The organism is Bradyrhizobium sp. USDA 4461 (genome assembly GCF_054055655.1).
Genome location: NZ_JBSRXM010000001.1, coordinates 731,877 through 745,892, shown reverse-complemented (window position 1 = coordinate 745,892; position 14,016 = coordinate 731,877). Strand labels below are relative to the sequence as shown.

At 64.8% G+C, this 14,016-nt stretch carries 11 protein-coding genes; 4 read left to right on the top strand and 7 right to left on the bottom strand.

The window, feature by feature from the left end; genetic code table 11:
• Positions 1 to 470: 470 nt before the first annotated feature.
• Positions 471 to 1,658 carry an FAD-dependent monooxygenase gene (locus ACVINW_RS03525; protein ID WP_456750029.1) on the top strand — a complete coding sequence of 396 codons (1,188 nt, stop codon included), beginning with the start codon at positions 471 to 473 and terminating at the stop codon, positions 1,656 to 1,658.
• Between the two features lie 26 nt (positions 1,659 to 1,684).
• On the opposite strand, the gene ACVINW_RS03520 is transcribed toward ACVINW_RS03525, so the two are convergent.
• Complete coding sequence (locus ACVINW_RS03520; protein ID WP_456750028.1) at positions 1,685 to 2,815, bottom strand: GNAT family N-acetyltransferase; 1,131 nt, start codon at positions 2,813 to 2,815, stop codon at positions 1,685 to 1,687.
• Positions 2,816 to 3,315: 500 nt separating this feature from the next.
• On the opposite strand from ACVINW_RS03520, the gene ACVINW_RS03515 reads away from it, so the two are divergent.
• Entirely contained in the window at positions 3,316 to 4,128 is an 813-nt protein-coding gene (locus tag ACVINW_RS03515; RefSeq protein WP_456750027.1) for a WecB/TagA/CpsF family glycosyltransferase, read from the top strand.
• A 22-nt stretch (positions 4,129 to 4,150) separates the two neighbouring features.
• Here the strand turns inward: ACVINW_RS03515 and ACVINW_RS03510 are convergent, their stop codons facing one another.
• A complete protein-coding gene (locus ACVINW_RS03510) occupies positions 4,151 to 5,362 on the bottom strand; it encodes an amidohydrolase family protein (protein WP_456750026.1) in 1,212 nt (403 codons plus the stop codon).
• 133 nt (positions 5,363 to 5,495) lie between these two features.
• Here ACVINW_RS03510 and ACVINW_RS03505 point away from each other — a divergent pair, with 133 nt between their 5' ends.
• On the top strand, positions 5,496 to 6,782 hold the full coding sequence (locus ACVINW_RS03505; RefSeq protein WP_456750025.1) for an MFS transporter: 1,287 nt from the start codon (positions 5,496 to 5,498) through the stop codon (positions 6,780 to 6,782).
• Positions 6,783 to 6,850: 68 nt separating this feature from the next.
• Here the strand turns inward: ACVINW_RS03505 and ACVINW_RS03500 are convergent, their stop codons facing one another.
• The 5 genes from ACVINW_RS03500 to clpB all read right to left on the bottom strand — a co-directional run bounded on the left by ACVINW_RS03500 (position 6,851) and on the right by clpB (position 12,078).
• Positions 6,851 to 7,042, bottom strand: a complete 192-nt coding sequence (locus ACVINW_RS03500) for a hypothetical protein (protein ID WP_456750024.1) — start codon at positions 7,040 to 7,042, stop codon at positions 6,851 to 6,853.
• An 81-nt stretch (positions 7,043 to 7,123) separates the two neighbouring features.
• Positions 7,124 to 7,939 carry a family 1 encapsulin nanocompartment shell protein gene (locus ACVINW_RS03495; protein WP_456750023.1) on the bottom strand — a complete coding sequence of 272 codons (816 nt, stop codon included), beginning with the start codon at positions 7,937 to 7,939 and terminating at the stop codon, positions 7,124 to 7,126.
• A complete protein-coding gene (locus ACVINW_RS03490; RefSeq protein WP_456750022.1) occupies positions 7,932 to 8,990 on the bottom strand; it encodes a Dyp-type peroxidase in 1,059 nt (352 codons plus the stop codon). The genes ACVINW_RS03495 and ACVINW_RS03490 overlap by 8 nt, the downstream gene beginning before the upstream one ends.
• A 120-nt stretch (positions 8,991 to 9,110) precedes the next feature.
• Positions 9,111 to 9,377: a DUF2171 domain-containing protein gene (locus ACVINW_RS03485; protein ID WP_456750021.1), complete on the bottom strand. Its 267-nt coding sequence runs from the start codon at positions 9,375 to 9,377 to the stop codon at positions 9,111 to 9,113.
• A gap of 88 nt (positions 9,378 to 9,465) precedes the next feature.
• Complete coding sequence (gene clpB / locus ACVINW_RS03480) at positions 9,466 to 12,078, bottom strand: ATP-dependent chaperone ClpB (RefSeq protein ID WP_456750020.1); 2,613 nt, start codon at positions 12,076 to 12,078, stop codon at positions 9,466 to 9,468.
• A 564-nt stretch (positions 12,079 to 12,642) separates the two neighbouring features.
• Between clpB and ACVINW_RS03475 the strand changes: the two genes are divergently transcribed.
• Positions 12,643 to 13,989, top strand: coding sequence for a hypothetical protein (locus ACVINW_RS03475; RefSeq protein WP_456750019.1), 1,347 nt, complete (start codon positions 12,643 to 12,645; stop codon positions 13,987 to 13,989).
• Positions 13,990 to 14,016: the final 27 nt, after the last annotated feature.

Here is a 14,016-nt window from a genome sequence, read left to right as displayed (position 1 = left end):
AATCGGTGAAGTCAGGAGTGTTAACGTTTTCTTGCTAAAATTCCGTTCCCTCCGGCTGGTCTGCGGGTGCCGCGTAGCTGCGAACCTGGTAGCTGCGAACCTGACCGATACGATACTGCTCCATTCTGGAACGCTGCTGACCGCGCTGTCTCCAAACGGCGCAGATCGGTTTTTTCTCCGGCGCTCGGTCCAGCGGCACGGATCGCGCCGGCCGACGCCAGGTTTGTGCAGCAAAAGCATTCGTCGAAGCTCCACGGCCCTGCAATTGCCCCGCGATTCTGCTGCGGAGCCTCAAAGGATCAGTTTCATCACCGCTCCCGGTGCAAGCGATGTGCCGAAAGCCTGCCGATCGCGCTTCGGTCGCTCTCGTTAACCTCAACGATCGAAGGCGTCCGGTTCGTTCGACAAGGCAGCCAGGGCAGGCAAGGAAATTGCAGTTCTGCGGCCAATTCGCCGTGGGAGCGGACATTATGATTGCTGAGGCTGACATCGTCGAAACGGACGTCGCCATTGTGGGCGCCGGTTTGGCAGGCTCGCTCGCGAGAGCCGTCCTCGCCCGAGCCGGCTACCGGGTCGTCCTGATCGACAAGCGCTCGATCCCGCCGGATGAATTCCGTGTCGAGAAGATCGCGGGACGGCAGGTCGATATCTTCCGTCGCCTGGGCTTCATCGACGACGTCGAGGAGGTCGCCTCGCCATACGACCGGGTGCTCAACATCCGGGGCGGCAGACTGGTCGATATCGGTGTCGGCCGGTCCTACGGGGTTTCCTATGCCGACCTCGTCAACATGGCCCGCAGCCTGACGCCTGATGCGTCGACCTTTCTGCTCGACCAGGTCACCAATGTCAGCTGCAGCGCGGACCGCCAGCAGCTGACGCTGGCCTCCGGCAAGCGCGTCGTCTCTCGGCTGGTCATTCTGGCCACCGGCATGGCGAGCGCACTCGGCTACAATCTCGGAATGCGCCGGCAGGTGATCGCCGCGCGCCACTCGGTGACGTTCGGATTCATGATCGCGCGGCCGGATCATGCTCCGTTCGGCTTCGACGCGCTGACCTGCTACGGCAAGGAGGCGGCCGACGGCGTCGACTATCTCAGCCTGTTTCCGATGTCAGGCGGCATGCGGGCGAACCTGTTCATGTTCCGCGATCCGACCGACCCGATCATGCGCGAATTGCGTCGCGACACCAGGAGAACGCTGCTCCGTCTGATGCCGGGTCTGGAGCGCTACCTCGGTGATTTCCAGATCGTCGGCCAGGTGCAGAATTGGGTCATGGACCTGTCCGTGACCGAGGGCCATCTGCAACCGGGCGTCGTGCTGATCGGCGATGCGTTCCAGACCAACTGTCCGGCCGCCGGTACCGGCGTGAGCCGCCTGCTGGTGGATGTCGAGCGTCTTTGCACCGAATATGTTCCGCGCTGGCTCGAGACCGACGGCATGGGCACGGAGAAGATCGCGCAGTTCTACGCCGATCGGGACAAGCTCGCCGCCGACCGCCACTCACTGCAATCGGCACGCTTCCGCCAGGCCCTGACCTCCAGCACCGACGTGCGATGGGCCATGCAGCGGAAGCTGCACTTCCTGCGCCGCATGATCACGCATCGGGTGGACCGGATTTATCCGGGATGGGTCATGCGCGTCCGCGGTGCGCTTCGCTAGGCGACGACAAAGTCCGTCTCAGCGGCTTACCGCGTGCCGGTCGAGGTACGGATCGGCCTGATGTCGGCCATCCGCTTGGCGGCCTGCTTGATCCAGGGCGCCTGCTTGAGGGTAAACAACGCAAGCGAGCCGGCCGCGCTGCCGGCTTGCGTCACGACCGACATCGGTGTGGGTTGTCCCCCGAACTGCTTCTTGTAAGGTTCGTCACCGATGGTGAAATCGAGCACGCGATCGCCGCGCTCGATGCAATCCCGGGCGACCCGTTCGAACATCAGCGCGCCGATCGACTGGCTCTTATACCCCTCGATGTCGAACGCCGTCATCACGACGAGGAGGCTGTCGCGGTGGGTCAGCCCGAGGGCGGCGGCGACGACGTTGCCGTCCATCTTCATGGCATAGAGCCGGGTGAACGAGCCCATGCCGCGGAGCGCGACGTCGGAGTAGAAGTCGAAATATTCCGGACGCTGCAGCAGGTCGCCGTCACCCTGTTCGTGAAACCGCGGACCGCGGAACCTGCGCATCGTCTCCATCGCTTCGCCGACGGAAGCGCTGTCGTCGCAGCATGCGAAGGTGAGCGTCCCCTTCTTCTGGATCTGGCGCCATTTCTTCGCCAGCTCCTTCAGGTAGGACTTCCCGAGCGCGTTGATCTGCCATTGCTCGAACGGCGGGACCAGCACCGTCGCATAGGCGTTGGTGTCCATCAGGCTGCGGTGAGGTGCCCCGAGCAAATTCTCGATCGGCATCCTTGCATCGAGCAGTTTGGGTACGCGCAGCAGATCGAACGGCCGCACCAGCTGTCGAATCCGCTCGCAGGCCGCCTGATCCTGCAACAGCTCGGCAAATGTCGCGGTGCTGCAGACCGGAGACAAATAATCGGACACGCGAAGATCGGCGAATTCGATCGTGCGCATCGGCCCGCGCCGTATCCGCAGCATCGGCAGCACGGCTGCGAGTGCCTTGCTTGCGCGACGACGGACGACGACGACCAGTGGCTTCGCCGCGGCCGGAGCAGCGAGCTTGCGATAAAGGCTGTCCAGCCACAGCGGATGCTGGAAGGCGGTCGCGTCCGACCCTTCAAACAATTCCGCATATTCTTCGGATAAGAAGTCGAATGCGTCGTCGATGCTGACATCGAACGCGTCATCATTCTTATTCATGTGAGACCAAACAAAACGAAAGTTTTCAAAGCGCCGATCAAGCCGACGCGGCGTTGTTATAGCAAAGGCCGATCGGCTCGGGCAGCGGCAGAATATGATTTGTATTAATGTAATTCATCGACCTTTGCATAGTGTTGCTGGTCGAGCGTCCCTTGGCTAGATCAGTCGCGAACGCTGCCGTCCTGCTGCCGCGCGAGCATCGTTAACAATCTACTTACGGTTCGAGCCGAATCCGGGTGCGACGAGATATCACGCGTGGTCTGGACCGGATATTGCAGTTGAGGGCAAGTAAGTTCTGGAGCCCCGCTGAAATGCTGAGTCACTGCCAAAAAGCCCGTGTTTCCTATGCAATTTCGTCCTCGCAGACCGATCGCGAGTGGCCTCGGCGTCTCAATTCGGACATGGCTGCTCCGCCTGTCCGGATTTGCAACACTTCGCGTGGCGAGCCTGTGTCCGCCGCGAGCGCGCCGGGATCGTCGATGCCCGACGGGGCAACCGGCATGCCAGAGCGTCGCGTCAATCCGATCGGCAGGGCTGCGACCGCCGGCGTTCCGCGGGAAACCATCGGCGGGCTGCGGCTCGCCGTGCTCGATCGCGAGCAGACCGCCGACTTCATGGTCGAGGCGGTGCATCCGAACAGACGGGTCAATCGCCCGCTGTATTTGACCTCGGCCAATGGCGAGGTGCTGTCGCGCTGCTCGACCGAGCCGATGACCGATCGGCTGTTCCGCGCCGCCGACCTCATCAACGCCGACGGGCAGCCGCTCGTCATGGTGTCCAGACTGCGCTCGTCGAAGCCGCTTCCCGAGCGCGTCGCGACCACGGATTTGTTCCATGACGTCGCATGCAGAGCGGAGAAACTCGGGCTGACGTTCTACCTGTTCGGCGCCAACGAGGCCGAGAACAAGGCGGCCATTGCCAATGTCCGCCGCGCGTATCCGGGGCTCAAGATCGTCGGACATTCGCACGGCTATCTGCGCGGCGATGCGCTGCGGGACAAGGTCGACGAGATCAACGCCCTGGCGCCGGATTTCCTCTGGGTCGCGCTCGGCGTGCCCTATGAGCAGGCCTTCGTCGACGAATTCATGCCGCGGCTCGGCAACGTCGGCGTCATCAAGACTTCGGGCGGATTGTTCAACTTCCTGTCCGGCTCGCGGCCGCGCGCGCCGAGATGGATGCAGATCGTCGGCCTCGAATGGGCCTGGCGGGTTTGGCTCGAGCCGCGCCGGCTGTTCTGGCGTTACCTAACGACCAATCCGCACGCGCTCTATCTGCTGTTCAACCGGACCCGGTCGTCGTCCCCCAAAGACTGAAGTCCGCGCGACGGCGGCGGCCTCAGGACCGACTGGCGTCCTTGACGACGCGATTGTCGCGCGCCACCAGGACTCCGCCCTTGTAGACGGAACGCCCGGAGGGCCGCGCGACCACGGCCTCCTGGATGTGCACGGCGTTCAAGGTGACGAAATCCGCTTTCGCGCCGACATGGAGGCCGTAGCCGTCAAGTCGCAGCGCCTTGGCACCGGCCGCGGTGACCATGTCGAACGCGATCGCGAGCTCCTCGTCGGTGTAGAAGCCCGAGCGGTATCCGATCATCATGGCGCGGCCCAGCATGTCGCCATCGCCATAGGGCCACCAGGAGTCGCGGATGTTGTCGTTGCCGCTGAACACCGTGACGCCGGCTTTCCTGAGCGTGGCGACAGGCGGGAACGGCCGCGCCCCCGGCGCATTGGTCATGATCGCGACGCCCGAGCGCGCCAGGCTGTCGGCGGTCTTCTTCAGCGCATCGGCAGGGATATCGCCGAGCCCGTAGGCGTGGCTGACCGTGACGCGGCCCTTCATGCCGAGCGCGCGCGTCCGCGCCGCGATCTGCTCGACCTCGAAGGCGCCGAGCATGCCGCCATCATGGAGATGGATGTCGACATCGACGCCGTGCTTCTGCGCGACGCCGAACACGACGTCGAGATGCCCTTCGACATTGCGGTCGAAGCTCGCGGGATCGAGGCCGCCGACGGCATTGGCGCCGAGCTTGACGGCCTCGTCGAGCAATTGCGGCGTGCCGGGACTGCTGAGGATGCCGCTCTGCGGAAACGCGACGAGCTGGATATCGATCAGACGGCGGTAGTCGTCGCGCACCTTGAGGATGGTCTCGAGCGATTTCAGGCCCACCGAGCCGTCGACCATGACGTGGCTGCGCATCTGCGTCGAGCCATGCCCGATGCAGAGATCGAGCTGGTTCCGCGCCCGCACGTCCATCGGGGCAGCGGCCGCGAGGTTCTCGGCCTGGAACGCAACCCGTTCGTGAACGTCGAATCCATTGGTGCAGGGGCGGTGCGGCCGCCAGGTATCTCCGTAGAAGCTGGTGTCGAGATGGATGTGACCCTCGACGAAGCCGGGTACGACCAGCGCATTGCCGAGATCGACGATGTCGACCCCGGACGGGCGCGCGGCGTTCGCTTCGATCGCAGCGATGCGGCCGTCACGAACCAGCATATCGCGGCGCATGCCGTCACCGAGCCTGGCATTGATGAAGAGCTTGTCAGCCGGCATCGGATCTGTCCTCCCGCTGATTGTGTCACATGCAGATCGCGCGGCGTGCCATGCCTCAACTCGACCATGCCTTGCCTAACATGAGCAGAGGAATAATACTCGCATCGAACGGCCAGACAAGGAACCGAGAGCGTTGCCGGAGATTGCGAGCAGGGAATTCGATGTCAAGCGCGCAGCCTTTGCCGCGACCATCGGCAATATGCTGGAGTTCTACGACTTCATCACCTACAGCTTCTTTGCGACCGAGATCGGGCGCACCTTCTTTCCCGCGCACAGCGAATACGGCAGCCTGATGCTGTCGCTGGCGACCTTCGGCGCCGGTTTCCTGACGCGGCCGATCGGCGGCATCGTGCTCGGGATCTTCTCCGACCGGGTCGGCCGACGGCCGGCGATGCTGCTGAGTTTCGCGCTGATGGGCGGCGCCATCCTGACCATCGCGCTGACCCCGTCCTATGCCGCGATCGGCATCGTGGCGCCCGTTGTCGTGATCCTGGCGCGGATGGTGCAGGGATTCGCGCTCGGCGGCGAGGTTGGCCCGACCACGGCCTATCTGATCGAGATCGCAGCGCCCAGAAATCGCGGCCTGGTGGTGGCCTGGCAGCCCGCCAGCCAGGAGATCGCGGCCACGGCCGGCGCCCTGGTCGGCGTCATCCTGAGCAGCACGATGCCGCCCGACATGCTCGAGGCTTACGGATGGCGCGTCGCATTCCTGCTCGGCGCGGTCTGCCTGCCGTTCGGCATCTGGATGCGTCGCACACTGCCGGAAACGGTCTCGCATGGCGAACATGTCGCCGGGCACGTCGAACGCTCAAGTCACGTCGCACTGGCACGCCGGCACCTTCGCGTGATCGCGCTGGCCGTGATGATCCTGGCCAGCGGCACGATCTCGACCTATGTGACGCAATACATGACGACATACGCCAAGAACACGCTGCATGTGTCGCCGTCGCTGGCGTTCACCGTGTCGCTGGTCAGCAATGGGTTGCAGATCATCGGCGCCGTGCTCGGCGGCTGGCTGGCCGATCGGCTCGGACGCAAGCCGATCATGATCTGGCCGCAGCTCGTCGTGCTGGTGCTGACCTATCCGGCCTTCCTGTGGATCGTGCGCGACCCCGGCGCCTGGTCGCTCTTGTTCGGCTTCGGCGTCCTGTCGTTCATCGGCTCGCTGCCGTTCACGGCCTTCTATGCCGCCTTCACAGAAGCCTTGCCGCAGAACATCCGCGGCGGCGTGTTCGCCACGATCTACGCGATCGCGATCGCGACGTTCGGCGGCACCGCGCAGCTCGTGGTCACGTGGCTGCTGCACGTGACGGGCGATCCGCTGGCGCCGTCCTGGTATCTGCTGCTCGCGGCCGCGGTCGGGATCGTGGCGATGAGCCTGATGCCGGAGACCGCGCCGGTGAAGGCAGGCGAGAAGTAGAGCGTTTTCGAGCGAAGCGGATCCCGGTTCGCGTGAAGGACACGCGTCAAGACAAAACGCCGGCGCGCTCAATCCATGTCGCGGAAGGCGTGGCCGTTGGCCTCGATCTCCTTCACGAGCTGTGGCGGCAGATTGGCCTGCCCGAAGGTGCCGTCGAACACCCAATCCTTGGCATCGGCAAGATCGGGCAGACCGGCGCCCTTGCGAACGTAGAGACCGACCGAGGCCTTCTTCGGATTGATATAGAGATCGTAGTCCATTGCGCGCCTCCTCTCCGTTGAAGCTAGGCGGAAGCTCCGGCCGTGGTCGGAGACTTCCTGGAAGAGTGAACGCCGGAAAGATCAGGCGGGTTTCTTCGCCTCCGGCGCAAGCACCACCGATGCCTCGCTGGTCAGCATCAGGAAGGTCATGGTCTCCTGGAAATACAGCTGGACCGATGTCGCAGAGTGGCTGAGATAGCCGATCGACAGGTCCTGGCCGATCGAGAGCTGGAAATCGCCGCCGCGGGTGGTCAGCAGGACGCCGCCCTCGATCGCGGGCGCCCAGACGATCTTGCCGTCGACCAGGCGCTGGATGTGCTGCAGCACAGGGTAGCCGTCGTCGGTCGCGCCGCCGATTGCGGTATAGGCCTCGGTGCCGAGCAGCAGCGTGTACGGACCGTTGACGCCGGCGAGCCGCAGCTGGCTCACCGCCTGCGCGACCACATTGGGGTAATTCTTGACGCTCGCCGGCAGCGTCAGCACCGGGTTGCTGCTGCCCTGACGGATGCCCTGAATGCCGGCACCGGTGTAGCCGTCGAACACCGCGCGATCCTCGGCGAACGCGATTTTTCGCGCGGCATCCTTGAGCGGGTCCCAGTCGGAATCATTTGCACCGCGCTCGACATCGTCGATCGCCTGACGCGACAGCTCGAACGGCACGCGCAGCTCGACCAGCGCGCGAACGTCGCGCTGCGTCGCCTCGACCCCGTCGCCCGGCGTCGCGATTTTCTTCAGATGGCCGGTGCCCACGGCAGAGAAATCCGTGCCCTTCGGGCCATCGACGTCGACGACACGGCGCGCCGCCAGATGGCGCTTCAACGTGCGCGCGGCTTCCTCTTCGATCTGGGCCCATGCCGCGTCCGAAATGGGGGCCAATCCCCGATGCAGGTTATTCATATCCAGCGTCTCCTTTCAGCGAGCCGATACCAAGTGAGCCTTCGGCCGGCGGTCGTGTCGGTGCGGGTGCGTCGGCCGCGGCGTCATCCGGCGGCGGCTCGGCGGGCGAGGCGACGGGCGCGGTGTTCGCGGCATCCTCAAGGAAGGTGGCCGACGGAACGAAGTACAGCGTCCCGGTCACGGCGCGGCTGAAGTCGAGCAGGCGGTCGTAATTGCCCGGCGGCCTGCCGACGAACATGTTCTCCAGCATCTGCTCAATCCGGTGCGGGGACTTCGCATAGCCGATGAAATAGGTGCCGAACTCGCCCTTGCTGACGCTGCCGAACGGCATGTTGTCGCGGACGATGTCGAGCTCTTCGCCGTTCTCGACGATCGTCGTCAGGGCGTTGTGCGCGTAGCTCGGCTTCACCGCATCGTCGAGCTCGATGTCGGACAGTTTTTTGCGGCCGATGATCTTTTCCTGCATCTCGACCGGCAGCTCGTTCCACTTCTTCAGATCGTGCAGGTATTTTTGTACGATCACATAGCTGCCGCCGGCGAACGCAGCGTCCTCGGCGCCGATGATGGTGGCCTCCAGCGCGGCCTGGTCTTCCGGATTCTCGGTGCCGTCGACAAAGCCGAGCAGGTCGCGCTCGTCGAAATATTTGAAGCCGTGCACCTCGTCCGAGGTGGCAACCGCATCGCCGAGCCGCGACATGATCTGGGTCGCGAGCTCGAAGCACAAATCCATCGGCACGGCGCGGATATGGAACAGCAGGTCGCCGGGCGTCGCGACCGCGTGGTGGACGCCGTTGATCTCGCGGAACGGATGCAGACCCTGCGGCTTCGGCGCGCCGAACAGCCGGTCCCATGCCTCCGAGCCGATGCCCATGACGCAGGACAGCCGGCCTTCGAGATCGCGGAAGCCCACGGCGCGCACCAGCGCGGCCACATCGGCGCACAGCGACCGCACCACCGCATCATGTTCCGGATCGGGCTTGATCGTGACCGCAAGGAAGATGGCCGCGCGCGTCAGCTTCGCAGCGACCGGTTGCGGAACGGCTGATGGCACGCAAGTCTCCTCAACTCAAACGGCACGTCACGACGACGAAAGGCTGGCCGGACGCCGGATCGGCGTCCAGATGCAGGGCAGAGGAGCATGCCATCGGAACCTTTACAAGGGCCCGGATCGCTAGGCTTCCGCGGACGGACCAACCGGCTTGCCGGACTTCTCTTCCTCGAGGGTTACTGCAATCGAGGCATTGGCCGAGAGCCGGACTTTGGAGCCTTCGACACCGGCGACGAAGCCGAGCTCGATATAGTGGTGATGGCCCTTATGGAAGCCGTCGCTCTCGCTTTTCTTGAGCTTGATGCGGTTGCCTTCGACGCGATCGACGGTGCCGACATGCACGCCGTCGGCGCCGATGACCTCCATGTTGTCCTTGATGTTCTGCGTCATGGCGCTCTCCCTGTTGAAGGTCAGCTTGCATATGATGCGCCCTGACGACGCGACGATGACACCGCGTCGTCGGCCATTCCGGCCTGTCTCACACCGGTTCGAATTCGTCCGCCGCCGCGTTCTCGGGCTTCTTGCCGTTGAAGGTGAGGCCGGCCTTGGTGGCGGAGAGTTTGACCTGCGAGCCGTCTCGCACCTCGCCGGCGAGGATCATTTCGGCGAGCGGATCCTGCACGCTGCGCTGGATCACCCGCTTCAGCGGGCGGGCGCCATAGGCCGGGTCCCAGCCTTTCTCCGCCAGCCAGTCGCGCGCCTTGGGCTCGAGCTCGAGATCGATCTTGCGATCCTCCAGCAGCCTGCGCAGCCGCGAGAACTGGATCTCGACGATGCGGCCCATGTCGCTCTTCTGCAGCCGATGGAACAGGATGATCTCGTCGATGCGGTTGAGGAACTCGGGGCGGAAATGCGCTCGCACCATGTTCATCACCTGCTCGCGCACCGCGCTCGTGCTCTGGCCTTCCGGCTGGTTGACGAGATACTCCGCGCCGATGTTCGAGGTCATGATGATCAGCGTGTTGCGGAAGTCGACGGTGCGGCCCTGGCCGTCGGTCAAGCGGCCGTCGTCGAGCACTTGCAGCAGCACGTTGAAGACATCGGGGTGCGCCTTCTCGATCTCGTCGAACAGCACCACCTGGTAGGGCCGCCGCCGCACGGCTTCGGTCAGCGCGCCGCCCTCGTCATAGCCGACATAGCCGGGCGGCGCGCCGATCAGCCGCGACACCGAGTGCTTCTCCATGTATTCGGACATGTCGAGCCGGATCATCGCGGTCTCGTCGTCGAACAGATATTCGGCGAGCGCCTTGGCGAGTTCGGTCTTGCCGACGCCGGTGGGCCCCAAGAACATGAACGAGCCGATCGGCCGGTTCGGATCCTGCAATCCGGCGCGGGCACGACGCACCGCGGTCGACACCGCGCGCACCGCCTCGGCCTGGCCGACGACGCGCTTGCCGAGCATCTCCTCCATGCGCAGCAGCTTGTCCTTCTCGCCCTCCAGCATCTTGTCGACCGGCACGCCGGTCCAGCGCGAGACTACCTGAGCGATATTGTCGGCGGTCACGGTCTCGCTGGCGGACGAGGTCTCGCTGGCTTCGACCGCCGCGAGCTTCTTCTCCAGTTCCGGGATCCGGCCATAGGCCAGTTCGCCGGCCTTCTGGAATTCGCCCTTGCGCTGCGCATTGGCAAGCTCGGTGCGCAGCTGCTCGAGCTCCCCCTTCATCTTCTGTGCATCGGAGAGCTTGCTCTTCTCGGAGCGCCATTTCGACGTCATATCCGCCGACTTCTTCTCCAGCTCGACCAGATCCTTCTCGAGTGTCTGCAATCGGCTCTTGGAGCCGAGATCGGTCTCCTTCTTCAGCGCCTCCTGCTCGATCTTAAGGCGGATGATCTCGCGGTCGAGCGAGTCGAGGTCTTCGGGCTTGGAATCGACCTGCATCTTCAGCCGGGCCGCCGCCTCGTCCATCAGGTCGATGGCCTTGTCGGGCAGGAAACGGTCGGTGATGTAGCGGTTCGACAGCGTCGCGGCGGCGACCAGCGCCGAATCCGCGATGCGCACGCCGTGATGCTGCTCGTACTTGTCCTTCAGGCCACGCAGGATCGAGATGGTGTCCTCGACCGTGGGTTCGGAGACGAACACCGGCTGGAACCGCCTTGCCAGCGCCGGGTCCTTCTCGACATGCTTGCGGTATTCGTCGAGCGTGGTGGCGCCGATGCAATGCAGTTCGCCGCGCGCGAGCGCGGGCTTCAACAGGTTCGATGCGTCCATCGCGCCGTCGCCCTTGCCGGCGCCGATCAGGGTGTGCATCTCGTCGATGAACAGGATGATGCCGCCTTCGGCCGACGTCACCTCCTGCAGCACCGCCTTGAGCCGTTCCTCGAATTCGCCGCGATATTTCGCGCCGGCAATCAGCGCACCGAGATCGAGCGCGAGCAGCGCCTTGTCCTGCAGGCTTTCCGGCACGTCGCCATTGACAATGCGCAGCGCCAGGCCTTCGACGATCGCGGTCTTGCCGACACCGGGCTCGCCGATCAAGACGGGATTGTTCTTGGTGCGGCGTGACAGCACCTGGATGGTGCGGCGGATCTCCTCGTCGCGGCCGATCACGGGATCGAGCTTGCCGTCGCGCGCGGCCTGGGTGAGGTCGCGGGCATATTTCTTCAGCGCATCATAGGCATTCTCGGCCGATGCGCTGTCGGCGGTGCGGCCCTTGCGCAGCGCGTTGATCGCCGCATTCAGGTTCTGCGGATTGACGCCGCCCTTGGCGAGCAGCTTGCCGGCGTCGCTGTCCTTGTCGGCGGCGAGCGCCTGCAGCAGGCGTTCGACCGAGACGAAACTGTCGCCGGCCTTGTCGGCGGCCTGTTCGGCCGCGGCGAAGGCGCGCGCGGTCTCGGGCGCCAGATAGATTTGTCCGGAACCGGCGCCGCTGACCTTCGGCACCTTCGCCAGCGCCTCTTCGGTCGCCTTCAGGATCGCGCGCGAGTTGCCGCCGGCGCGGTCGATCAGGCCGGCCGCGAGGCCTTCAGGGTCGTCGAGCAGCACTTTCAGGATATGGAGCGTCGAGAACTGCTGGTGTCCTTCGCGCATCGCGAGCGATTGCGCCGACTGAATGAAGCCGCGCACGCGATCGGTATATTTTTCTATGTTCATCGTGGCACCTCAAGGCAACGCGGGCTCATCGAGATCTCGTCATGCCACCGCACGCGCATCGTGTGGTCGTTTCAGCGGAGTGTCAATCGCCCGGCGCGGCCGCCGGAATGCTGCGCCTAAGCTCTTGCGCCGGCAGGTGTTCGTCTCTGGCGCTCGGCCGGGCGCACTGCCACGGACGCACCGTCAGACCCGGCGCCCCGCATCGCGCCGACGGCGGTCCGGTGCTCGCCGAAACTTGCGGCTCGACGAGTCTGGATCACGACAATCATATGAAGCCAGAACGCCGTATTCGCGCTTTCGGAAACGGTGACGTCGCATCGAACGTTGCGTGCGATCGATGATGCAGCTGCGCGTGACGATGTTCCATTGAATCGCACGACACGACGCCACTGCACACTCTGAACTGTCGATGAATGGCAGCGTGATTGCGTTTCCGGTTGCATCGACATGTTTCAGGCTGGTGTAAGGTGAAGAGGCTAGCGATGAAGTGTGTCGGTGCATTGCCGATGCGCGGAACTTTTGTTCCGGTTCTCACGTTGAACGTGCTCATCGAAGAGGCTCCAAATGACCACTCGTTTCCTTTCGACCGTGTCGTGTGCAGCGATTGCCGCGGCGCTGTTCTCAGCGACAGCTGTTCCGGCAATCGCGCAGGATGCGGCATGCGCGCCGGTCTCCGCCGTCGAGACCGCGCCGCCGCCATTGCCGACCTACGATCAGCCGCCGATTCCCGGTCCTGGCTACATGTGGTCGCCGGGCAATTGGTCGTGGGACGAAGATCGCGGCGATTACTACTGGGTGCCCGGCACCTGGGTGCAGCCGCCGCGGGTCGGTCTGCTGTGGACTCCCGGCTACTGGGGCGCGTTCGGCGGCGGCTTCATCTTCCATCAGGGCTATTGGGGCGATCGTGTCGGCTTCTACGGCGGCATCAATTACGGCTTCGGCTACGGCGGTGCGGGCTATGAAGGCGGCCACTGGGATCACGGCAATTTCTTCTACAATCGCACCGTGAACAATCTCGGGGGTGCGCGGATCACCAACGTCTACGAGAAGAACGTCACGGTCAATCAGACCACGATCAACAACGTCAGCTACAATGGCGGCCGCGGCGGCATCGAGGTGCGGCCGACCCCGGCCGAGCGCGCGGTCGCCAAGGAGCAGCACTTCGCGCCGACGCCGTTGCAGCGCAAGCAGGTCGAGACCGCGAGCCAGGATCCGAGCCTGTTCAAGCGTGCCAATAACGGCGTGCCGGCCGTCGGCGCGACGGCGCGGCCCGGCGAGTTGAAGGGACCAGGCGTGGTCCGCGCGCGGCCGGCCGGCGAGGCGGTGCCTGCCACCGCTGCAAAGCCGGCTCCCGCAGAGCCGGCGCGGCCGGGCGCTCCAGGTGCACCGGCACCGGCTGAATCGCACGCGCTTCCGGTCCCCGGGAAGGAGGCTCCGGCGGTGCACCCGCAAGCTCAGGAGAACAAACCGGCGGTCGAGGAGAAGCGCGCAGCGCCTGCGCCCGAGACCAAGGTCGAGCCGCGGTCTGCGCCGACTGAGTCCCATGCGCTACCGGTTCCCGGCAAGGAAGTTCCGGCGGCGCATCCTTCAGCTCAGGAGAACAGGCCAGTCGAGGAAAAGCGCGCAGCTCCTGCCGCCGAGCCGAAGGCCGAGCCGCGTCCCGCAACGGAAGCGGCGCATCCCGCCGTGCAGGAGAAGCGACCCGAGGAGGTCCGCAAGGAAGAGCCGCGGGCCGAGCCCCGACCGGAGCCTGCCGCAAGGTCGGCAGCGCGGCCGGAAACGGCTGCACGCCCTGAGCCACATCCGCAGCCGGCGGCACGGCCGGAGCCGCACGTTCAGGCCGCACCGCATGTCCAGGCGCCGCCGCATGCCGCTCCTCATCCCGCAGAGGAGAAGCGGCCGGAGCATTAGGGTCGGATCGCGCTCCGCTGGCCCGTT